The organism is Terrihabitans aquatilis (assembly GCF_052542005.1).
Genome location: NZ_JBOCUO010000002.1, coordinates 258,540 through 279,005, shown reverse-complemented (window position 1 = coordinate 279,005; position 20,466 = coordinate 258,540). Strand labels below are relative to the sequence as shown.

The following is a 20,466-nucleotide window of genomic DNA, read 5'->3' as shown; positions in this document are numbered from 1 at the left end:
GATGGAAGGACCAGTCATGCAATCCCTGCCGGAGGATCTGGCTTTCGCGCCGGCCGTCGATCTGGTTGGCAGCCTTGCGCGGCGTGAGATCAGCGCGCGGGCGCTGCTCGAACTCCACATCGCGCGCATCGCCCGCTATCCGGAGATCAATGCCGTGATCTTCACCGATCTCGATGCCGCGCGGGCGCGGGCCGACGAGGCCGATGCGGCGCTGGCGCGGGGCGAAAGTTGGGGGCCGCTGCACGGCCTGCCTATGACGGTGAAGGAGACCAACATCGTCGCCGGCTGGCCGACCACCTATGGCGATCCGGCGGCCCGCGATCACGTTCCCGAGCGCAGCGCCGTCATCATCGACCGGCTTCGGGATGCGGGCGCCATCATCTTCGGCAAGACCAACGTGCCGCTGAACGCCCTCGACTGGCAGAGCTACAACGCCATCCATGGCACGACGCGCAATCCGTGGGATCTGTCGCGCACGCCGGGCGGCTCGTCGGGCGGGGCCACGGCCGCGCTGGCCGCCGGGCTCGTGCCGCTGGAACTCGGCAGCGACGCCGGCGGCTCCATCCGCTTTCCCGCGCATTTCTGTGGCGTGTACGGCCATAAGCCCACGCCGGGCGTGGTGCCGGTAGATGGCAATGAGCGGCCGGGCAGCCTGCTCGACAACGACCTCGTGGTCAGCGGTCCGCTGGCGCGCTCCGTCGCCGATCTCGAACTGGCTTTCGACGTTCTGGCTGGTCCGGCGGGGCCGGATGCCATTGCGTGGCGACTGGAGCTTCCCGCGCCGCGGGCGACGCGGCTTTCCGATTTCCGGGTCGGCTTCGTCAAGGATTCGCCGGTAGCCGAAGTCGACGAGCCCTACCGCGCCGCGATCCGGGCGCTGGCGCAGCGATTGCGGGATGAAGGCGCGTCCGTCACCGAGGACGTGCTGCCCTTCACCGATCATGAGGCGCACCACGCCACCTATCTTCAGCTTCTGCGCGGTTCGGCCTCCAGCCGGCTGGCGCAGGCCGCTTACGAAGATGCGGTGCGTCGTGCCGAAACCACGTCAAACGACAGCCCCTATGTGAAGCGGATGCTGGGCGCCTTCGCGCAACGGCATCGCGACTGGATACTGGCGGAGGAAGCGCGCGCGCGCCTCAAGCGCGACTGGGCGGCCTTCTTCGAGCGCTTCGACGTGCTGATCGCGCCGGTGTGCGCCGGCGCGGCCTTCCCCATCGACGAGGACACCCCGCGTGAGCAGCGTACGCTGGCGATCAATGGCCGCCGCGTCGATTACAACGATCAATTGTTCTGGGCCGGACTGGCGACCCTGCCGTCGCTTCCCGCCACCGCCGCGCCGATCGGCGAGGTCGACGGATTGCCCTTGGGCGTGCAGATCATCGGGCCCTATCTCGAAGACCGCACGACGCTGGCCTTTGCCGCCGAGCTGGAGCGGCTGTGGAGCTTCCGTGCACCGAAGGGCTTCGTGTAGCCATTCCGTAATTTGCGGGACGCCGGCATCCTCTGTTAAGGGCGTTTTCAGCGCACGGTCACGTGCGCTGGCGGCGGGAGCACCGGCCCGTATTATCCGGGAAGCGCTTTTCGTTAGGTGCCGGACATTCGCATGCAGACGCAGGTTCTACGAACGATCGTTCTGGCGCTGGCAATGGCCGTGCCGTCCATGAGCACGGCTTCGGCGGCCGAGCCCTCCTATGACGAGTATAAATTCTGGCTCGTGGCCTGCGATAATGTCCTGCACTGCACGGCCAAGGGGTTCGAGGCGGAAATGGCCGAATACCCGGAGCTTGCGGTGTCACGCGCGGCCGGGCCGGATGCGGAGGCGCGTGTCATGATCCGCGCGCCGTTCGCCGTCGAGCCGGCGGATCTGCGGGTCGACGGCAAACCCATCGGATTGCCGGCCGAGGTGTGGAGGATCGCGCGGGACGGGCAGTTCACGACGCTCTCACTTAACCAGCCGCAGGCAATTGCGGAATTGGTGTCCCAGTTCCACGATGCCGGGAAGCTTCAATTCGGGACGCACGAAGCTGCCGTTCCGCTGGACGGCCTGGTCGCGGCCCTGTTGCGGATGGACGAGCGGCAGGGGCGTGTCGATGATGTGAGCGCGCTGATCCGCAGGGGCGCGGCGCCGACGTCGGCGGTTCCTCCCGAGCCGGCCTTGCCCGCCAAGCCCGTCTACACGCCCGCCGCGCCGTTGACGAACGGCGAGGGCGACGCCCTGCTGAGGCGGGCCCGGACCGATCTGGCGCATGTGTTCCAAGAGGACGATTGCAATGCCGGACGCGACGGCAATCTCGACGTTTCGGAGGCGTACCCGCTCGATGACCAACATGCGTTGGTTCTCATCGATTGCGCTCTGGGAGCTTACCAATCGTGGTCGCTGGTTGCGATCGTGCCGAGAGCCGAGGACACGCCGTCGATCCCGTTCCAGCCTGTTCTGCCCTTCCTCGATGACAAGACGCCGATGGTTCATCTCATCGAACCCGTTTTCGACCCGCACACGGGCACGTTGACGATGAGCGCCAAGCTGCGCGGGCTTGGCGATTGCGGCATCACGGCCGAATGGGTCTGGGATGGGAAGGCGTTTCGACTGACGGCTGGCACCTACCAATCGGCATGTGGTGGCAGCGGGCCGGGTGAGTGGCCCGTGGTCTACCGGTCCGGTCCCGCGCCTAAAACGGGATCACCATCGGTTTCCCCGTAACCGGGTCCGGCTGGATCAGGGCGGCGAGGGCGAACGCCGTCTTCAGGTTCTCGGCCGTCAGCACCTCGCCCGGCAGGCCCTGCGCCACGAGGCCGTCGGGACCTAGCAGGATCAGATGATCGGAGAAGCGGGCCGCGAGGTTGAGGTCGTGCAGCACGCTGACGACCGTCGTGCCGGCGTCCTGGTTGCGCTGGCGAAGCAGGTTCAGCACCTCGATCTGGTGGGGCAGATCGAGCCAGGTCGTCGGTTCGTCCAGCAGCAGAAGGGGTGTCTGTTGCGCCAGGACAAGGGCGAGCCAGGCTCGCTGGCGCTGACCGCCGGAAAGTTCCTCCACGCGGCGTTCCTGCGAGGCGGTCAGTTCCACGGCCTGCAAGGCCTCGGCGCAGGCGTCCGTGTCCGCCTGGTTCCACGGCGACAGCAGGCCGCGCCACGGCGCACGACCGCGCTTGACGAGATCGCCCACGCTGATGCCCTCCGGCGCGAGCGGCGCCTGCGGCAGGATGGCGAGGCGGCGAGCCAGAGCCCGGGTGTCGTGCCGGTTGATATCCTCGCCGCCGAGCGTGACTTCGCCCGAACGCGGTCGGATCAGCCGGGCGAAGGCGCGGAGCAAGGTAGACTTGCCGCAGCCATTGGGCCCCAGGATCGTGGTGACGCGCCCTGCCGGCAGGGTGAGCGACAAATTCCGGATGATCGTCCGTTCGCCATAGCCAAGGGTCAGGTCGCGGGCGTGCAGGGTCATGTCGGTCACAATTCGCCCCTTCCCATTTCGCGTGACAGGCGCCAGAGCAGATAGGGCGCGCCGATTGCGCCCGTCATCACGCCGATCGGCAGGTGCATCCCGAAGAAGCCGAGACGCGTGATGAGATCGGCCAGCACGGTGATGATGGCGCCGGCGGCGGCCGCGGCCAGAAGCGCTCCGCCCGGCTGTGTGGTGCGGGCGAGGCGCGCGCCGAGCGGGCCGGCCATCAGCGCGACGAACGGAACGGGCCCCGCCACGGCGACGGCGGCGGCGGCCAGCGCGACGCCCGTTGCCGCCAGAAGCCAGCGCGCCCGCTCGACCGGGAGGCCAAGGCCGGCGGCGAGATCGTTGCCAAGCTCCAGCGTTTCGAGCGCGCGCACCTGAAACGCCAGAAGAAACGCGGCCCCGCCGCCGATTCCGAAGATTTGCGCGACATGGCCCCAATCGCGCGCAGCCAGCGAGCCCGACAGCCAGCGCTGTGCTTCCGCCGCCTCCGGCCCCGGCAGGCGTGTCATGAGGAAGGTGCCGAAGGCCGAGGCGGTGAAGCCGACGCCAAGGCCCACGAGGACGAGCGTCAGAGTGGGCGTGGCATGGCCCGGCCGGTAGGCAAGGAAGGCAACAAGGATTGCTGCGCCCAGCCCGCCGAGCGTCGCCACGAGCGGGAGGGGAAGTGCGATGCCGAACGTGACCGCGCCGAGGATGGCGAGGCCTGCGCCGGAGGTGAAACCCATGATGTCGGGCACCGCGAGGGGATTGCGGAACAGCATCTGGAAGGTCGCGCCCGACAGGCCGAGCGCGGCGCCTGCCCCGAGCGCCGTCGCGATCCTCGGCCCACGGATCAAGCGGATCGTCAGCGCGTGCGTGGTGTCGCCCTGGGTCAGCGCGTCCCACAGCGCGAGGAGGCCGAAATTCACTTCGCCGGCCATCAGCGAAAGCCCGGTGGCGACGAGGAGCAGGGTGGCGAGGAAAACAGCGCCCCTCACGTCTGCGCCCCGGGCTTCAGCCGCCGCGCGATCCAGACGAAGACCGGCCCGCCGATCAAGCCCGTCATTACGCCCACCCGCACCTCGGCCGGCGCGAAGATGAGGCGGCCGGCGGTGTCGGCGAAAAGAAGAAGGGCTGCGCCAAGCAGGGCGGAGGCGATCAATTGGGCGCGCAGGTTCGCGCCGATCATATGCCGCGCGATGGGCGGAACGATCAGCCCGACAAAGGCGATGGGCCCCGCGACGGACACGGCCGCGCCTGTCAGGATGGTGATGGCGAGAAGCGCGACGGCCTGCACCCGGGCCGGCCGTACGCCGAGCCCGCGCGCAAGGGTGTTGCCGAGCGAGAGCACTTCCAGCCGGGGCGCCTGCAGCAAAGCGAGCAGGGCGCCGGCCACAACCACGAGGCTCATGACATCAACTGGGCGCGAGACAGCGGATGCGAGAGAGCCCGCCACCCAGAAGCGCAGGATTTCGAGCGTCTCGCCCCGGATCAGCACAATGGCCGACACGCACGACAGGAGCAGAGCGTTCAACGCCGCCCCAGCCAGTGTCAGGCGGATGGGGCCGGCATCGCCGCGCAGGCCTCCGCCCAGCATGAACACGGCCAACGCCGCCAAGGCCGCGCCGGGGAACGACAGCAAGGTCATCAGCCCGCCATCGGCCTGCTGCAGCAGCAGAGCGCCGAAGACGATGGCGAAGGCCGCGCCGGCATTGACGCCGAGAATGCCGGGATCGGCCAGTGGATTGCGCGTCAGCGTCTGCATCAGGCTTCCGGCCATGCCGAACGCCGCACCGGCCACGAGGCCCGCGAAGAGGCGGGGCAGGCGGATCGACAGAATGGTGACATGGGCCGGATCGTAGGGATCGGGTGCGGTGAAGGCCCGCCAGATATCGTCGAACCCGACATGGCGGACGCCCAGACCGAGCGTCAGCCCGACGGCCGCCACGAACAGGACCACAACCAGCGCCCAGCCCTTCACGATGCAAGCCCCGCTTCCACGGCCGAGGAGACTTTCGTCTCGGGCCGGCCGTCGGCCGCGGCGGTGAGATCGGCTTCCAGCGCCTTCAGCGCGAAGGGCAGCGACAGCACGCTGCCATGCGACATGGCGCCCGCCAGCAAGGGCCCGGCGAACACTTCGCGGCCTTCCCGATGCGCTCTCAGCGTCTGGCGCATCGGCAGATCGACGAGGTCGGAGACCTGCGTCATAGCCGATATCCAGACGAGCACATCGGCGTCGATGGGCGTCAGATCCTCGGACGACAATGGCGCGAAGAAGCCTTCCGGCCCGGACAGCTCCCGGACCTGTGGCGTCGGTTCGAACCCGAGATCGGCGAGGAAGCGGGCGCGTGTGTCCGATCCGAGAAAAGCGCCGGTTTCGCCGCCGGTGTGGTAGGCGGCGACAGCGGTCTTGCCATGCCACACCTGATTGCGCGCGCGGGCATCGGCAAAGGTTTGCCGTGTCTCGCGGATCAATTCCTCCGCTCTGCCGTCGCGCCCGATCGCGCGGCCGAGAACGCGCGTCATGGCCTCCCAGGACGTGCCATAGGTGGTGTGGTCACGCTCGTGCATCAGAACCGGCGCGATGCGCGACAGCACGTCGTATTCGGCGTGGGAAATGCCCGAGCCGATTCCCACGATCAGATCGGGCGCGAGCGCCGCCACCTTCTCGATGGGAACCTCTCCGGAAAACAGAATGGGCTCGGCGCCGCCGAGATAAGGCTGGGCCCAGGGCCAGACGCCGAACGGGTAGCCGCCATACCAGTGCCGCACTGCGATGGGCGGAAGGCCCAGCGCCAGGAGGGTGTCGTGCGTGGTGTAGCCCAGCGAGACCACACGGCTGGCCGGGCGCGGCAGAACGATCTCGCCGAAGGCATGCTCGAAGCGGATGGCCCCATCCTGGGCCCGCGCCTTTCCTGCAAGGAAGGACGCAAAAAGGCAGCCGGCCAGACCGAACACCACATGCCGGCGGGTCGGTGATGACGGCATGGCTCCACGCACGGTGTGAGAGATCATCCTTGTCCTGCTGCCCACAGCCCGCATCCGCATGTTCCGCCATCACCCTGAGCGTCTGGAGATGCCTGCACGGCCGTCCGGCAAGATGTTCGAGGCAAGACTGAAATATTAATCGCTGCTTCGAGTAAAGGAGAATGCGGTGAAAGCAAAGGTGGCCGAATGTCGTGGTGCTGCTCGGCAACATTCGGGTCGTAAGCGACGGCACCTACTTCGGGTCGAATTCCAAAAGCTTCAACGACGTTCTTTTTAAGTGTTCCAAACTAAACGCAAGATCATTTTTCGCTTATGAAAAAGATTGCCGTCGAAATCTGCATTCGATACCGCTGCCGTTAAAGAGCGGTCCAGACACGCCCATGTGCTCCAGCCGCGCTCCCGTATCCCGAGCAGGCCCTGCCTGACCAGATACCCAGAGACATTGATGAACCAGCTCGTTGCCCGTGCCGTTGTCGAGATCGCCAATCCCGAGCCCATCATCGCCGAATTGTGCGATCACCTGACGGAGCACGACGCCGCGCTCCATCAGGAGGGTGGGGCGCGGTTCGTGACCTTTTCCTTCGGCCGGGGCCGGCTGGAAGCGGCGCCGGGCCGCATCGAACTGCAGGCCGAGGCGCCGGACGAGCTGGGCCTCTATTACATGCGCATGACCCTGGCGGGGCATCTCAAGGAGTTCGCCGGCGACGCCGACCCGATCGTGGTCTGGACGGGCGACGGCAGCGACATCGTCACGCCGCCGAATTTCCGTCCGGTGCGGGTCGCCGCCGTGCGGCAGATCACGCCGCGCATGCGCCGTGTCACCTTCGTCGGCGCCGACCTCATTCGTTTCGCCCAGAACGAGGATCTCCATCTCGGCCTCGTCATTCCTCCGGAGGGCTCTGAATTCGCATGGCCCAAGGTCGGGCGCGACGGACTTCTGCAATGGGGTGAGGACGGCCCGCGGCCGATCGTGCGCTATTACACGGCGCGGACCTGCGAGCCGGGCACCGGCCGGATCGACGTCGATTTCGTGCTGCACGAGGATGCCGGGCCGGGCTGCGAATTCGCCGCGCGCGCCAAGGCGGGCGATATGCTCGGGCTGGTCGGGCCATTGGGCGGGAGCGTCCGCGCCGACCGCGATTGGTATCTGCTGGCGGGCGACGAGACGGCGCTGCCGGCCATCGCCCGCACTCTCGAATTCCTGCCCGAGACGACGCGGGGCATTGCCCTCATCGAGGTCTCCGGGCCGGAGGAGGAGCAGGAGTTAGTCCACTATACCCGCATCGAGGTGCGCTGGCTGCATCGGGGCGCGGCGCATCCGGGCGCGCCGCTTGCCGAGGCCATCCGCCAGGTGGATCTGCCCAGCGACGTGCCGTTCTTCGTGTGGGCCGCCTGCGAATATCAGGCCTTCAAGTCCGTCCGCGCCTATCTGCGGAAGGAGCGCGGCCTGAAAAAGGACGAGCATTTCGCCATCGGCTATTGGCGTGCCGGACCGCAGGACGCCCACGACGAATCCGGAGACGATTAGAAGCCGCCGGACGCTTCCTGATCGACCCGAACGATGCGTTGCACCTGAAATCTCTTTCAAACGAGGCCGTTCCCATGACCGTCAGCCAGGCAAATCTCGACATCATCCGCAAAGAGCTGGCCGAAAATCCGGGCGGCGTGCTGGAATCCGTGGCCGCGCAGCATGGCGTTTCCTTGCAGACGATCATCGAATGCCTGCCCGGCGATATGTGGCGGCGCATCGAGGGCGAGCGCTTCGTCGAGATCATGGAAGAGCTGGCGGGATGGGGCGAGATCCTGTTTCTCGTCCACACGCCGGACATCGTGTTCGAGGTGGAGGGCCACATCCCGCTCGGCACGATCGGGCGCGGCTATTACAATCTGAAGGGCGGCAGCCCCATCGGCGGACATTTGCGGGCCGACAATTGCAAGGCTATCATCCTGCTGCGCCGCCCGTTCATGGGCAACAGCGAGTCCATGTCCGTGCAATTCTTCAATGCTAACGGCGGCTCCATGTTCAAGGTGTTTGTCCGTCGCGACGAGAACCGCCAGCTCAAGGCGGACCAGGCCGAGCGCTTCCTGCAATTGTTCGCGCGCTGCGACCAGCTGGAAAGCGCGGAATAGCCGTCCGGTTTTCCGCTTGCTGCCAAGGCATGCCGAACCGATCTTCGGGGCCCTGCGAACCATTGCGGGGCCCTCGGCCTTTTTGCGCCCGGGCCCCAAGGTCCGCACCGTGGGAGGGGTGGGGGCGATTGTTCCAAACGCTCACATCGCCCCGGAAATAAAGCAAATTTATCCGCGTCAGCGGATTGCCTAATCCTGCATTGCGGGCCGCTCGTGAGCGGTCGCGATCAGCACAGGAAGGGCAATAGATGTCGGCCACGAACACTCCCATTATCGAAGCCAATGGGCGAAGCTATCGCTGGCCGGTGCGTCCGACGGTCGTGATCTGCTTCGATGGCTGCGACCCGGCCTACATCACCGCGTCGGTGGCCGCCGGGACGATCCCGACGATCGCCCGCTTCCTGCGCGAGGGCTTCCACAAGGTGGCGGATGCAGCCATGCCGACCTTCACCAACCCCAACAACGTGTCCATCGTCTGCGGCGTGCCGCCCTCCGTCCATGGGGTGGCCGGCAATTATTATCTGGATCGCGAGACCAAGCGCGAAGTGATGATGCTGGACGCGCATCTGATGCGGGCGCCGACCATCCTGTCCGAATTCTCGAAAGCCGGAGCGAAGGTTGCGGTCGTCACCGCGAAGGACAAGCTGCGCAAGGCGCTCGCCTTCGAAATGAACGGCATTGCCGTGTCCGCGCAATATGCGGATACGTGCACGATCGAGGAAAACGGCATCGAGGACCTGACCGGTCTCGTGGGGCGCGGCACGCCGGACCAATATTCGCCGGATCTGTCGCTTTTCGTTCTCGATGCCGGCATTCGTCTTCTGGAAACGCGGCCGCTCGATCTGCTGTATCTGTCGCTGTCCGACCTCGTTCAGCACAAATATGCGCCGGACGCGCCGAAGGCCCATGAGTTCATGACGGCGGTGGACGACCGTCTGGCGCGCCTTCAGGAGCTGGGCGCCACGATCGGGATCGTCGCCGATCATGGCATGAACGACCTGTCGCGTGAGGACGGCACGCCGAACGTGCTCTATCTGGGCGATCTACTGGACGAGGAATTCGGCGCGGACGCGACCCGCGTCATCTGCCCGATCACCGATCCGTTCGTGAAGCATCATGGTGCGCTGGGCGGCTTCGTGCGCGTTCATTTGATGACGGAAGGGCTCGACCGCGCCTCGGTGCTGGCGTCGATTGCGGCTCTCCCCGGTGTCGAGCTTGCGCTGACCGGCGAGGAGGCGGCGGAACGGTTCGAGTTTCCGTTGGATCGCGAGGCCGATATCGTCGTCGTGGCCGAACGCGGCGTGGCGCTCGGTGCGCGCAAGGTGGACCACGATGTGTCGCAGCTCGCGGGAGAACGCTTGCGCTCACATGGCAGCCTTGCCGAACAGCCCGTGCCGTTCATCCTCTCGCACCCGCTCAACGCGGATTACACCGAACGCTCGGCCGGCAGGCTGCGGAACTTCGACATCTTCGACTACGCGGTGAACGGCGTTCTCTAACCGCGCTTTCGCTCGGCTCAGGCCGGCTGACCCGCCCATTCCTTTTGTGGGCGGGTTTTTTCGTCCGAGCCCGGCTTCCGCTGCGCGGGGACCGACGATCTGATCCAGTCGACGAACGCCGTTGCCTTGTCGGGCTCGCGCGAGGTGGGGTTCGTGAAGATCTGGTAGAGCGGCCCATCGACCCGGATTTCGGGGAAGGGCTCGATGATCTCGCCGCGCAGGAGTTGATCCTCGACGAGGAAGGTCGGGACGACGAGCGCGCCCCGGCCGGCGAACATCGTGTCCAGCCCGATATAGAAATGCGGCGGCTTCGACGCCTGCCGTGCGAGGCTTCCCGGCAGGCCGGCGGCCTTGAGCCAGGCTTTCAGTTCGCCCGGTCGTGTCGCGACGTCGAGCAGGCCGAATTCGCTCATGCGTTCGCGCGGGACGGCGCCCTTTTCCGCGAACAAACGTGCCGAAACCACCAGCGACAGGGTTTCTGAAAACAGATCCTGCGGCGAAAATTGCACCGGGATGATGCCGCCGCGACGGATCGCGACGTCGAAGGGCATGTCCAGCCAATTGTCGTTGGTGTGGGTCGGTCTGACCATGGTGTCGACCGATTGCTGCGGGGTGTGAAATTCCGGCAGCTTGGGGATCAGCCAGCGCATGGCGAAGGTGGCCGGCGCGATGACCCGCACGATCGCGGCCGGCACACGGGCGGGCCGCACGCCATCGAACGCGTCCTGAATGTCGTCGAAGATATTGCCGAGCAGATCCGCAATGCGGGCAATCTCGGCCGTCGGGATCATGCCCTTGCGCTTCTCGACGAAAAGCGGCGTGCCGACCCAGGCTTCCAGCTGTGACAATTGCTTGCTGATCGCGCTGTGCGTGATCGACAATTCGTCGGCTGCCGCCGTAACGCTGCCTGTGCGCACGACGCTTTCCAGAAATATGAGACTTTTGAGGGGTGGAAGGCGACGCTTTCGCTGTTCCATTTGCTCACACTTCTTGGGAAACAAAGTCACTGTACTGGATAGCTTCCGTAGAGTGAAATGTAAATGCATCAAATACTGATGCGTATACACGAAACCAGACTTTATACGCCGGCAACATGACGCTGTCGTTACGTTCCTAACGGAAAGATGCCTCGCATGACCGGCGTGCTGTTTTCTCGGGCCGCACATCTTGCCCCGCAAGGCAAACGGCGCCTCTCGGTGACGAGGCCTTCGAGGCCGATCGCGCGGCCGGCTCTCGGGGGATTGTGAGCCATGCGCCGTGTCGTCCTCGTGATCCTCGACGGGCTCCGCCGGGATCTCGTCAGCGCCGCCCGCACGCCGCATCTGGCCGCGCTGATGGAGCGTGGCACCGTGTTTGCGCGCTATCGCTCCGCCTTCCCCTCGGCAACACGGGTCGTGTCCTCGACCTTGGCGACCGGATGCTGGCCCGCGCGGCACGGCCTGGCCGGAAACACGATGGTTCTGATGGAGAACGGCAAGCTGGTGCGGCATGACGCCGGCCGGCCCGATTTTCTCCAATGGAAGCGTGTCGTGACCGGATGTTCGCTGGCGGTGCCGACCCTGGCCGAACGGCTGGCGCCGCATGGCGGAGCTATGATCTTCAGCAATGTTTCGCCGGGCGCGGCCTATGCCCACGATCCCGATGGTCACGGCCATGTCTTTCATCGCGCCGGGTCGTTCGGGCCGGGCCGGGTTTCACTGTCGGATTCATTGCCCATCGGCTGCGACGCGGCCGGCGATGAATTCATGACGAGCCGCTTCATCGCACGGGCGCTGCTGCCGGAAGGTCCGGCCCTCGCCCTGCTGTGGATGGGCGAGCCCGATCATATCCAGCACGAGGCGCCGCTCGGTTCGCCCGAGCATTTCGAAGTGCTGCGCGCGGCCGATGCGCAACTCGGCCGCGTCATCGTGGCGGTCGAGGTGCTGCGTTCCATCGGCGAGGACGTGCTGCTGATCGCAGGCTCCGACCATGGCCATGAGACGGTCGGAGGCGTCGTCGATATCGAGGACGAGTTGGTCGCGGCAGGCCTCAAGGCAGGCACCGCGTCGGGCGATATCGTCGTCGCCTCGAACGGCACCTCCGCGCTTATCTATGTCCATCCCGATCATGAGGACGCCCTCGGCCGGATCGAGGCGTTCCTGCGAAGCCGATCCTGGGCCGGCTCGGTTCATGCAGGTCCGGAACTGGCCGTGATCGGGCAGGCCCCGACGGGCGGCCTCGCCTTCGCCGTCTCGATGAAGGGCGACGACACGCCGAATGATTACGGTGTGCCGGGCACCTGTCTCACCGCGAAGCCCCAGGGCGGCAAGTCCGATCGCCTGGGCTTCGGCCAGCACGGCGGCCTCAATGCCCACGAGCAGGCGCCGGTTCTCGTCATGGACGGCGCGGGCTTCCCGTCCGGCGCAGTGCATTCGGGCCCCGCCGCAATCGTCGATATCGCGCCGACCGTTCTGCGCCATCTCGGCCTGCTCTCGGGCGGGCTGGACGGCCGCGCCCTCCAGCCCGGCCCGGCCGACCTCCTCCCTTCGCCAATGCCTCCTCAGGAGAACTGCAAATGACCAATCTTCGCTTCACCCGCCGTACCTTCCTTGCCGGGACCGCGGCCGCGGTCCTGGCCGGCGGCCTCGTCAGCCTGATGCCACGTGGTGCGTTCGCGGCGACCGAACCCGTTCGCGGCGGCGTGCTCCGCTATGCGACGCTCGGCCTCGACACCTCGGACCCGCATCGCCACACCGGCTCCATCGCCGTGCAGCAGATCTATTCCGAGGCGCTGGTGTCGATCGCCGAAGACGGATCGGTCGAGCCCTTCCTCGCCGAATCCTTCGACGTCTCGGACGACGGCAAGACCTACACCTTCCGCCTGCGCGAGGGCGTCGTCTTCCATAATGGCGATGTCCTGACCGCCGCCGACGTCGTGGCCAATGTCGAGCGCGTGCGGACGAGCGTGAAGGGCGGCTGGCTCGCCTCCGCCATGAAGCTTCTCGACAATGTGGAAAGCACGGATGACCGCACGATCGTGATCCGCATGCGCGAGCCTTACGCGCCGCTCGCCAATCTCCTGTCGGAGCTTTGGATCCTGTCGCCGAAATCGCCCGGCTGGGGCGAGACCATCACGCTGCCCATCGGCACCGGCCCGTTCAAGTTCGGCACCTGGCAACCGAAGGTGAAGCTGACCGCTCCGGCGCACACCGATTACTGGCGCAAGGGCATGCCCTATCTCGAGTCCGTGGAAGCCGATCTGCGCGACGGTGCGGACCTTTCGCTGGCCCTGCGCGCGGGCGAGGTCGACATCGGCTATGTCAGCGCCGAAGCCGCCAAGCAGCTCTCGTCCGACCCGAACCTGCGCGTCTCGCATCTGAAGGACGCCGCCTGGTACTTCGTGGCCTACAACAATCGCAAGCCGCGCAAGCCCTTCGACGATGTGCGCGTGCGCCAGGCGCTGGCCTATGCCATCGACAAGGCCGGGTTCATCGCCTTCGCCACGGCGGGCTCTGGCATCACCGGCAACCAGATGGTCGGCCCGGGCAATGTCTATTTCGACGAGGCGCTGGCCAAGGCGGACGTGCACGCCAAGGCCGACCTCGACAAGGCGAAGGCGCTTCTGAAGGAGGCCGGCGTCGATCCGTCCAGGGAAACGATCGAATTCGTGTCCTGGCAGGAGACCTATCCGCAGGTCGTGGTGCAGATGGTCCGCAAGCTCGGCTTCAAGGTGAACCATGTCGCGCTCGACGACATCGGCGCCCAGAAGCGGCTCGGTCAGTACGATTGGGACATGAACTGCTTCCATTCTGGACCGCGGGCCGACATCTTCCTGCGCTATGTGCGCCTGATGAGCGATGGCCCGAACCCCGTTCTGTGGGGCGGTCTCCAGGACCCCGAATTCGACCGGCTGGTGAATGCCGCCGTCACCGAGCCGCAGATCGAGGCCCGCCGTACGCATTACCTCGACGCGTGGAAGCGCGTGATGGACAAATATTACGTCGTGGTTCTGGGTCTCGGCTACGACCAGATTGTTCTGCGGAGGGATGTGCAGGGCTATGAGCCCGGCTTCACCTGGTCGCCGAACGTGGCCGGCGGCGGTGTCGCGCAGGCGTGGCTGGCGAGGGGGAAGTGACCCTCACTTTGGCGTCGGGCAGCCGTTTGGTGGCGAGGCGGGGCATTTCGCTCCGCCTCGGCCTTGCGGTCGCCGTTATGGTCCTGATGGCGGCTGTCGCCATTCTCGGCCCGGCGCTGGCACCTTTCGACCCGCTCGAACAAGACCTTCTGGCGCTCAACCAGCCGCCGGGGCCGGTCCATTGGCTCGGCACGGATCATATCGGGCGCGATGTGTTCTCCCGGCTTGTTCTGGGCACGCGCACCACGCTGATGGTGGGGCTCGGCGGGGCATTCGCCGCCTTCGTCATCGGCGCGGGCCTCGGCCTATTTGCCTTGTCGCTGGGCCGCGCGGCAGAAACCTTGATGTTCGCGGCGATCGATCTCGTCCGGGCGATGCCGGACGTGCTGCTCGCACTGCTGCTGATCGTCGCGCTGGGTGCCGGAACCATGCCCGTGGTGATCGCGCTCGGCATCGCGTTCTCACCATTCTTCGCTTATGTGGCGCGCGCCATCTTCCACCGCGAAACGGCGAAGGAATATGTGGCCGCGGCCCGGCTGTTCGGCGGTGGCCGTCTGCACATATTGCGCCTGCATCTTGCGCCGAACCTCATCGGCGGCCTCGTCACGCAGGCGGCCATCCTGCTGCCGCGCTGCGTGGTGACGGAATCGGTGCTGAGCTTTCTCGGCCTCGGCACCTCGCCGGACGACCCGAGCTGGGGCCGCATGGTGGCCGATTCCAGCCGCTACATCGAAATTTCGCCGGGCAGCATCCTCGCGCCCGCTCTCTCCATCATCGTGCTGACGCTCACGCTGTCGGTGCTGGGCGATCACGTCCGCCGTGCGCTCGATCCCTTGCGCGATACCGGGGTGGGACTGCCATGATGCGCGCTCTGCCCGTCCTGTCCTGCGCCATGGGCTCGCTGCGGATGCTCGCCCAGGCGGCGGGTATCGTGCTCGTCGTGTTCCTCCTCGTTCGGGTCGTTCCGGGCGACGCGGCCGACGTCATGGCCCTTCAGGGCGATCTCAGCCCGGAGCAGCAGCAGGCCCTGCGGGAAAGCCTGGGCCTCGACCGGCCGATGGCCGAGCAATTCGTAAGCTGGGTGTCGGCAGCCCTCCAGGGCGATCTCGGCCGATCGTCGCGGTTCGACACGCCGGTCTCGGACATGCTCGGCACCGCCCTCCCGCTCACCCTTCTTCTCGCCATGATGAGCTTTGCGCTGGGCCTCGTCCTCGCGCTAGGCGTTGCGGTGGGGGCGGTCACCACCGGAAACCGCGTGCTGCACGCGCTGGTGCGCGTCTTCAATGTGTGGTCCGTCGCGCTGCCCACCTTCTGCGTCGGGGTGCTGGGCGTCCTCGTTTTCTCGATCTGGCTGAAATGGCTGCCGGTGCTGGGCTCGATGGTTCTGCCGGTCGTCATCCTCGGCATCGACAGCGCCGGCGTCATTGTGAAACCGCTCTATGAGGAATTGCGGGAGGCCGCAACGTCGGCCCATGTGCGCACCGCCCGCGCCAAGGGCCTGCCGGCATGGCGCATCACGCTGCGCCACATCATGCCCGCCGCCTTGCCCGTGACGCTCGCGTTGTCGGGCCTCGTGCTGACAAGCCTCGTGGCCGGCACGCTGACCATGGAAGTGCTGTTCGGCCTGCCGGGTCTGGGCAGCCTGATGCTGAACGCCATCCAGGGGCGCGATTATCCCGTGCTCCAGGCCGCGACCATCGTCATCGCGGTCGCGCTCGTCGTGATCAACGGCGTGACCGATTTCCTCCACCGCCTGGCCGATCCGAGGCTCTCGGCATGAACACGTCTGTTCTCAGCCTGCGCGATCTGTCGATTAGCGCTCTCGACGTGTCCGGGGAAGAGCGGCGACTGGTTCACGGGGTGTCGCTCGATCTCATGGCAGGGCAGACGCTCGCCTTGATCGGAGAATCGGGCTCCGGCAAATCCTTGACCGCGCTGTTCACGATGGGCCTCGTGCCGGCCGCGCTGCGCATCGCCGAAACGAGCATTCTGGCGATCGACGGCCGGCCGGTGCCGCTGCGCGACGAGCGCGCCTGGCGGGATCTGCGCGGGCGACGCATCGCCATGGTGTTTCAGGATCCGATGGCCTGCCTCAGCCCTTTCATGCGGGTCGGTGCGCAGATCGGCGAGGTGCTGCGCCGCGTTGGCGTGGCTCGAAAGGCCGAGCGTCATCGCCGCATCGTCGACGCGCTTGCCGAGGTCGACCTGCCGGATCCCGACGCCCTTGCAGGGCGTTATCCGCACCAGCTGTCCGGCGGCCAGCAGCAGCGCGTGATGATCGCCATGGCGCTGGCCGGGCAGCCGGATATCGTCATCGCCGACGAGCCCACCAGCGCGCTCGATGCCAGCGTGCAGGCGGAGATCGTGGCTCTGCTGGCGCGGCTGCAGGCGCGGCGCGGCATCGCCATGCTGATCATTACGCATGATCTGGCTGTGGCCGGGGCGCTGGCGCATGAGGTCGCGGTGATGGAGCGGGGCCGCATCGTGGAGAGTGGGCCTGCCGCGCGCGTCCTCGCCGCGCCGGAACATGCCTATACGAGGCGGCTGGTGGATGCGCGAAAGACCTTCTCTGAGTGCGAAGCGGCGCCGGGGCCGGCGGCGTCCATGGCGGTATCGGTGCAGGATCTGTGCGTCGATTATGCCCGGGGCGGCCTCTTCTCGCGGCCCTTCCGCGTGGTTCACGGCGCCAGCCTCTCGATCCCGGCCGGGAGCACAATCGGGGTTCTCGGCGAATCCGGTTCCGGCAAGAGTTCGCTCGCAGGGGCGCTCGCCGGGCTCCGCCCGTTCGCCGCCGGACGCATCCAGCTTCTCGGGCACGATCTCACGCCATCGGGCGGATCACTGCCCGCGCGCGTTCGCCGGCAATGCCAGATGGTGTTCCAGAATCCTTACGGCGCTCTCAATCCGCGCCTGACGATCCGCCGCGCTCTGGCCGAACCGCTCGCGCTGGCGCGGATCGCTCCTGCCGAACATGCACGGCGCATCGCGTCGGCGCTCGATGAGGTGGGGCTCGATACGTCGTACGCCGAGCGCTTTCCGCATCAGCTCTCGGGCGGGCAGAGGCAGCGCGTGTGCATCGCCCGCGCACTTCTGGGCGAGCCGAAAATGCTGATCTGCGATGAGGTGGTGTCCGCCCTCGATATGACGGTCAAGGTGCAGATCCTGTCGCTGCTGCGCCGCCTCCAGGCGGAACGCGGCTTCGCCATGCTGTTCGTGGGGCACGACATCGACGCCGTCGGCTGGATATCCGACGAGGTGCTGGTGATGGAGAAGGGGCGCATCGTCGACCGGTGCTCCTCCGGCGCGTTGCGGTCACCCGAGGGCCGCGCGCCCTACACGCAGCGGCTGCTGGCTGCCCGGACGCTCAGCCGTCATGCCTCTTCGGAGGTGACGTTTCCCGCGGGAGACGCGCGGCGATTGATGGGGTTCCCCACGCGCGACAGCAGCACGACGGGCAGGATGCCGATCAGCACGATGAGAAGCGCCGCGATGGAGCCTTCTTCATAAGTGCCGCGCGCCGCCTCGCCGTAGAGATAGGTGGCCAAGGTGTCGAAGTTCAGCGGTCGCAGCAGCAGCGTCGCGGGCAGTTCCTTCATGCAATCCACGAAGACGAGCAGCCCCGTCGCGGCGATCGCAGTTCGTGACAGCGGCAGGTGGATGCGGCGGAACGCCCCCGTTGGCGTGTGGCCGAGCGTGCGGGCGGCGTGATCCAGCGAGAATGAAATCCGCGTGAAGCCCGCCTCCACGCCGCCCGTCGCGATGGCCATGAAGCGCGACGCATAGCCCATGATGAGCGCGCCGCCGCCTCCGAGAATGAGAAGGCCGGTGGTAAGGCCGAGGAGGTTTTCGGCGGCATCGGCGATGAGGCGGTCGGCGAGCCCGACGGGTGCGAGCAGACCGATGGCGAGCACGGTACCCGGCACCGCATAGCCCAGAGTGGAGGCACGGGCGGCAAGAGCGTTGGCGCGGCTCTTGCCGAGCCGTGCCGAATAGGCGACGGCCAGGCCGCACGCCAACACGATGAAGGTGGCGATGGCCGAGACCGCGATTGTGTTGCCGATCTGGCGGATCATGGCCTCTGAGATGCCGGCGAAGCTGAAGCGGACATAGGCCTGGTGGACGAGATAGGTCGCGGGCGCGACGAAGCCGAGCGCCACCGGAAGGGCGCAGAACAGGAAAGCGCCTGCCGCCCGGAGCCCCGTCAGCCGCACGGGTAGCATGGGCAGCGGCCTCTGCGCGGTCGCGGCGAAGCGCTGTTCACGCCGCGCCCAGCGTTCCAGCCCCAGAAGCGCGACGATGATCAGGAGCATGACCAGAGAAATCTGCGCCGCGCCCGGCAGGTCCGAGCGGCTGACCCAGGTCGAATAGACCGAGACGGTGAGGGTGCGGACACCGAGGAATTCGGATGCGCCGATATCGTTCAGCGCCTCCATGAGGGCGAGGCTTATGCCCACCACGATGGCGGGGCGGGCGAGCGGGATCGCCACCCGGCGGAACACCGCGCCGCGCCGCGTGCCGAGCGTGCGCGACACCTCGATGAGGTTCGCGGCCTGCGTCAGGAACATGGCCCGCGTGGTCAGATAGACATAGGGATAGAGAACGAGCCCGAGCAGCAGGATGCAGCCGGCCATGGAGCGGATGTCCGGCAGGCGGAAATCGCGCGGGCTGGCATAGCCGAGGAGGTCGCGCAGCGTGCTCTGGACGATCCCGACGGGATGCAGGATGTCGAGATAGGCATAGGCGATGATGTAGGTCGGCACCGACAGTGGCAGCAGCAGCGCCCATTGCAGGATGCGGCGGCCGGGAAATTCATAGGCCGTGACGAGCCATGCCGCGCCCGTGCCGATGGTGCAGACGACCATTCCCACACCCACCAGAAGGATCAGCGTGTCGCGCGCCGCCTGGGGCAGCACATTGGCCGCGATATGGCTCCACAGGCCATTGCTGCCCTGCGCCGCGATGAGGATGAGCGACAGGATGGGCAGGCAGACCAGAGCCGCGATCGCTATCGATACGGCAAGCCAGGCGCGGTCCTGGCGGAAACCGCGCGCGGATATTTGTCCGACGCTGTGATCCTGAAGGGCTATGGTCATCAGAAGATAGAGAGGCGGCGCCTTGGCGCCTCCTCATCCCTGTATCAATTGTCGAAACCGACCTTTTCAGCGAGCTCGCTGGCCGTCTTGCGGAAGGCCGCGGTCTTGGCGAGGTCGAGATCGTCGGCCTTCAGCGTGCCATATTCCGCGATGAGGGGATCGACGGCCGCCTTCGAGTTCACCGGATACTCGTAATTGGCCTCGGCGTAGATCTTCTGCGCCTCGTCGGAGACGAGATATTCCAGGAACTTCACGGCATCCGCCTTGTTGGGCGCGTTCTTCGCCACGGCCGCGCCGCTGATGTTCACCTGCGTTCCGCCGTCCTTGAAGGTGGGCAGCACCATCTTGATGGCCTCGGCCCATTTCTGCTGTTCGGGGCCGCCACGGCCGCTGCGCATCAGACCGACATAATAGGAATTAGCGATGCCGATGTCGCACAGGCCGCCCAGGATGTCGCGCGCCACGTCGCGATCGCCGCCGCCGGCCTTGCGGGCCAGATTGGCCTTGACGCCCTTGAGCCAGGTCTCGGCGGCTTCTTCGCCGTGATGGGCGATGTAGGAGGCGGTCAGGGCCACGTTATAGGGATGCTGACCCGAGCGGATGCAGACCTTGCCCTTCCATTCCGGATCGGCCAGATGCTCGTAGGTGAAGTTGGAAATGTCGAGATCGCGCTGAACGTAGAGGGCGCGGGCGCGCAGCGACATCGCGAACCAATTGCCGTCGGGATCGCGCAGGTTTGCGGGGATCGCGGAGGCCAGGATCTCCGACTGGACGGGTTGCGTGAGGCCCTGCTCGACGAGCTGGACGAGCTTGCCGGAATCCACCTCCATCATCACATCGGCCGGCGAACGGGCGCCTTCGGCGGCGACCCGCTCGGCCAGGCCGTCCTTCAGGAAGATGGTGTTGATCTTGACGCCGCTCGACTTGGTGAAACCGTCGATCAGGGGCTTCATCAAGCCGGGTTCGCGCGTCGTGTAGAGGTTCAGTTCCGCGGCCATGGCGCCCGTGCTGCCAAGAACGAACATGGCGGTTCCGAACAGGGCGCATCGCGCCGAAGCTGACGAGATCAATGAATCATCCTCCCCGATGATCGAGCCGGCGAAAGATGCGGCTCGTATGAGGATAAGGGAGGAACCACAATTCGGCGGGCCAGTAAATGCGGCCTGCTGTCCAAAGCTTTACCTTGGAATTATTATAATTATCCTTTACTTTGATTT

16 protein-coding genes and 1 pseudogene are annotated in these 20,466 nt (G+C 66.4%); 10 read left to right on the top strand and 7 right to left on the bottom strand.

The features are described 5' to 3' along the window. Positions 1-16 precede the first annotated feature (16 nt). Together ACQ6S1_RS07315 and ACQ6S1_RS07310 are read left to right on the top strand one after the other, a co-directional pair. Positions 17-1,471 carry an amidase gene (locus tag ACQ6S1_RS07315; protein ID WP_445040531.1) on the top strand — a complete coding sequence of 485 codons (1,455 nt, stop codon included), beginning with the start codon at positions 17-19 and terminating at the stop codon, positions 1,469-1,471. Positions 1,472-1,603: 132 nt separating this feature from the next. Continuing rightward, entirely contained in the window at positions 1,604-2,701 is a 1,098-nt protein-coding gene (locus ACQ6S1_RS07310; RefSeq protein WP_445040530.1) for a DUF1176 domain-containing protein, read from the top strand. On the opposite strand, the gene ACQ6S1_RS07305 is transcribed toward ACQ6S1_RS07310, so the two are convergent. From ACQ6S1_RS07305 to ACQ6S1_RS07290, 4 genes are read right to left on the bottom strand one after another with little or no spacing between them, the layout of a single operon-like run. Continuing rightward, positions 2,670-3,440, bottom strand: a complete 771-nt coding sequence (locus ACQ6S1_RS07305; protein WP_445041233.1) for an ABC transporter ATP-binding protein — start codon at positions 3,438-3,440, stop codon at positions 2,670-2,672. The genes ACQ6S1_RS07310 and ACQ6S1_RS07305 overlap by 32 nt on opposite strands. 5 nt (positions 3,441-3,445) lie before the next feature. Then, a complete protein-coding gene (locus ACQ6S1_RS07300; protein ID WP_445040529.1) occupies positions 3,446-4,423 on the bottom strand; it encodes a FecCD family ABC transporter permease in 978 nt (325 codons plus the stop codon). Next, positions 4,420-5,406 carry a FecCD family ABC transporter permease gene (locus tag ACQ6S1_RS07295; RefSeq protein WP_445040528.1) on the bottom strand — a complete coding sequence of 329 codons (987 nt, stop codon included), beginning with the start codon at positions 5,404-5,406 and terminating at the stop codon, positions 4,420-4,422. Before ACQ6S1_RS07295 ends, ACQ6S1_RS07300 begins: the two co-directional genes overlap by 4 nt. After that, complete coding sequence (locus ACQ6S1_RS07290; RefSeq protein WP_445040527.1) at positions 5,403-6,440, bottom strand: iron-siderophore ABC transporter substrate-binding protein; 1,038 nt, start codon at positions 6,438-6,440, stop codon at positions 5,403-5,405. The genes ACQ6S1_RS07295 and ACQ6S1_RS07290 overlap by 4 nt, the downstream gene beginning before the upstream one ends. A 418-nt stretch (positions 6,441-6,858) precedes the next feature. Here ACQ6S1_RS07290 and ACQ6S1_RS07285 point away from each other — a divergent pair, with 418 nt between their 5' ends. The 3 genes from ACQ6S1_RS07285 (at position 6,859) to phnA (ending at position 10,042) form a co-directional block, all read left to right on the top strand. Then, positions 6,859-7,941: a DUF2218 domain-containing protein gene (locus ACQ6S1_RS07285; protein WP_445040526.1), complete on the top strand. Its 1,083-nt coding sequence runs from the start codon at positions 6,859-6,861 to the stop codon at positions 7,939-7,941. Between the two features lie 74 nt (positions 7,942-8,015). After that, positions 8,016-8,543, top strand: coding sequence for a heme utilization cystosolic carrier protein HutX (gene hutX / locus ACQ6S1_RS07280; RefSeq protein WP_445040525.1), 528 nt, complete (start codon positions 8,016-8,018; stop codon positions 8,541-8,543). A 248-nt stretch (positions 8,544-8,791) separates the two neighbouring features. Then, entirely contained in the window at positions 8,792-10,042 is a 1,251-nt protein-coding gene (phnA, locus tag ACQ6S1_RS07275) for a phosphonoacetate hydrolase (protein WP_445040524.1), read from the top strand. Between the two features lie 17 nt (positions 10,043-10,059). Here phnA and ACQ6S1_RS07270 read toward each other — a convergent pair whose 3' ends face one another. Continuing rightward, a complete protein-coding gene (locus tag ACQ6S1_RS07270) occupies positions 10,060-11,019 on the bottom strand; it encodes a LysR family transcriptional regulator (RefSeq protein ID WP_445040523.1) in 960 nt (319 codons plus the stop codon). A gap of 273 nt (positions 11,020-11,292) precedes the next feature. On the opposite strand from ACQ6S1_RS07270, the gene ACQ6S1_RS07265 reads away from it, so the two are divergent. The 5 genes and pseudogenes from ACQ6S1_RS07265 to nikE form a co-directional block, all read left to right on the top strand. Further along, complete coding sequence (locus ACQ6S1_RS07265; protein ID WP_445040522.1) at positions 11,293-12,600, top strand: alkaline phosphatase family protein; 1,308 nt, start codon at positions 11,293-11,295, stop codon at positions 12,598-12,600. After that, complete coding sequence (locus ACQ6S1_RS07260; RefSeq protein ID WP_445040521.1) at positions 12,597-14,156, top strand: ABC transporter substrate-binding protein; 1,560 nt, start codon at positions 12,597-12,599, stop codon at positions 14,154-14,156. The genes ACQ6S1_RS07265 and ACQ6S1_RS07260 overlap by 4 nt, the downstream gene beginning before the upstream one ends. Continuing rightward, positions 14,153-15,019 carry an ABC transporter permease gene (locus ACQ6S1_RS07255; protein WP_445040520.1) on the top strand — a complete coding sequence of 289 codons (867 nt, stop codon included), beginning with the start codon at positions 14,153-14,155 and terminating at the stop codon, positions 15,017-15,019. Before ACQ6S1_RS07260 ends, ACQ6S1_RS07255 begins: the two co-directional genes overlap by 4 nt. Then, complete coding sequence (locus ACQ6S1_RS07250) at positions 15,016-15,936, top strand: ABC transporter permease (RefSeq protein WP_445040519.1); 921 nt, start codon at positions 15,016-15,018, stop codon at positions 15,934-15,936. The genes ACQ6S1_RS07255 and ACQ6S1_RS07250 overlap by 4 nt, the downstream gene beginning before the upstream one ends. Continuing rightward, positions 15,933-17,504 (top strand): annotated as a pseudogene (gene nikE / locus ACQ6S1_RS07245) (nickel ABC transporter ATP-binding protein NikE); the annotation flags it as partial. The gene ACQ6S1_RS07250 and the pseudogene nikE, both read left to right, overlap by 4 nt. Before the next feature lie 23 nt (positions 17,505-17,527). On the opposite strand, the gene ACQ6S1_RS07240 reads toward nikE, so the two are convergent. Together ACQ6S1_RS07240 and ACQ6S1_RS07235 are read right to left on the bottom strand one after the other, a co-directional pair. Continuing rightward, entirely contained in the window at positions 17,528-19,249 is a 1,722-nt protein-coding gene (locus ACQ6S1_RS07240) for an ABC transporter permease (protein ID WP_445040518.1), read from the bottom strand. Positions 19,250-19,293: 44 nt separating this feature from the next. Further along, a complete protein-coding gene (locus ACQ6S1_RS07235; protein WP_445040517.1) occupies positions 19,294-20,274 on the bottom strand; it encodes an extracellular solute-binding protein in 981 nt (326 codons plus the stop codon). Positions 20,275-20,466 lie beyond the last annotated feature (192 nt).